Origin of the sequence: Pseudomonas sp. EA_65y_Pfl2_P74 (genome assembly GCF_963970575.1) — a bacterium.
Taxonomy (GTDB): domain Bacteria; phylum Pseudomonadota; class Gammaproteobacteria; order Pseudomonadales; family Pseudomonadaceae; genus Aquipseudomonas; species Aquipseudomonas baetica_A.
The window spans coordinates 1-1444 of sequence record NZ_CAXAOQ010000076.1; the positions used below are offsets into that span (position 1 = coordinate 1).

The 1444-nt window shown below is 46.3% G+C and carries 3 protein-coding genes; 1 reads left to right on the plus strand and 2 read right to left on the minus strand.

Going from position 1 to position 1444, the window contains the following annotated elements:
• A partial coding sequence (locus AACY18_RS28250) for a transposase (protein ID WP_445261970.1) occupies positions 1–102 on the minus strand: 102 nt, incomplete at its 3' end.
• 42 nt (positions 103–144) lie between these two features.
• Here AACY18_RS28250 and AACY18_RS27870 point away from each other — a divergent pair.
• Positions 145–927: a tetratricopeptide repeat protein gene (locus AACY18_RS27870; RefSeq protein WP_339466842.1), complete on the plus strand. Its 783-nt coding sequence runs from the start codon at positions 145–147 to the stop codon at positions 925–927.
• 85 nt (positions 928–1012) lie between these two features.
• Here the strand turns inward: AACY18_RS27870 and AACY18_RS27875 are convergent.
• On the minus strand, positions 1013–1444 hold a 432-nt coding region (locus AACY18_RS27875), incomplete at its 5' end, for a transposase (RefSeq protein ID WP_339466843.1).

Consider the following 1444-nt stretch of genomic DNA (forward strand, 5'->3'; position numbering starts at 1 on the left):
GCCGTGAGCGATGGCGACGCTTGAAACGGTGGCGCCGGGCTGAAGGCATTCCTGAACGACCTGGGCTTTGAACGGTTTGGGATAAGAGCTTCGTTGGCGCATGAAAATCCTGGCGATTAAGGGCGATGGAGTTTTGAAGGTGACTTGGCCAGACGCTTACGGAGCGACAAGTCAGTTTCGGGGGATTTTGAACTTGGAGATGGTGGGCTGTCAGTGGGTTATCTCCCAGGCGAATTCTCGTTGTTATTGGATTTTTATACTCGTAATACTGATCTTACGCAGTATAGTTTTAGATGGAGCTCTGCGCAGAAAGATTGGGTACTCTATAAAAAATCTACATGGGTTGAACCTAGTAGGGATGAAAAGTATACCTTGGGTGGTGAGAAGGTACCAATTGAAGCTTTGTTTCCGCAGCAGTTTGATGTTCAGCGTATAGCGTGTTGCACGCTGTTTTCTCAGTTCTCTGAAAATGGGCCTAATTTTAGTTCTTTGAATGATGAGGCTCAGCTTGCAGAAGTCAGGAAAGATTTTAAATACATCCTTGGTAAGTTTCCTCAGGGCGAAAAAGGAGAGTTGTTTTATGGGGTCGATGATGGCGGTAACAAAGTAAGAAGGAGCATTCCCCAAGAGCTGGTGTATGAGCTGACTTTGATAGTGTCCGATGATAATGTCGGGCCGCTAAATGATTATGCCTATTATTTGTATCGTAACAAGAATAGCGTTTTAGCTGCTTTGCTTTTGCAGGAGATTCATAAAAAATTCCCGGAGAGAGTCGTTGCAATATTGAATTTGGCAGATGCGTATTGGGATATAGGTATGAAGTCCGACGCGTGTCCGCTTTATAAAGAATATATCGCTAAAATGAAAAAAAACGGAAAGGGTGGACGTATTCCACAGTCGGCTAAATCTCGAGAAAACTGTACTTGATACGACCAATAGTGGGGGTGGGAACAGATCACGTTTTAGTAATTATCAAAAAAACGTGGTCTGTCCCTGAGGGATCCCCACAAATCTACTCCAGGCTCTGCGCCTGATGATGCACCTCATCGCGCAGAGCTTTCTCCAATTTTTCCCAGTCTCCGCTGCCTCCGAACTCTATGCACCTACGCCAGTATTCCAAGCCAAGCCGCCACAATGAAAGCACTCGTCGTTCTCTGAGACTGTTGCTTTGATACCGCCGCTCCAAGTTACTTTGGCGAGCCTGAAGCCCCGTTAAAAAGAGCAGGTAATTGACGAGAGCGGCAATCAACAGCAGTATTTCAATACGATGCAGGCAATGGCTGCGATGTAGATTCAGACCCAATCCCAAGTGCTCATTTTTCACATCTCTGAAACCTTCCTCAATTTGCATGCGTCGTTTGTAAACCGCCACGATCTTTGCCGGATTCCACTCGCTCTGAACTAAATTGCTGGCCAGCAACCATGGTTCACGCTCACGTCTTGC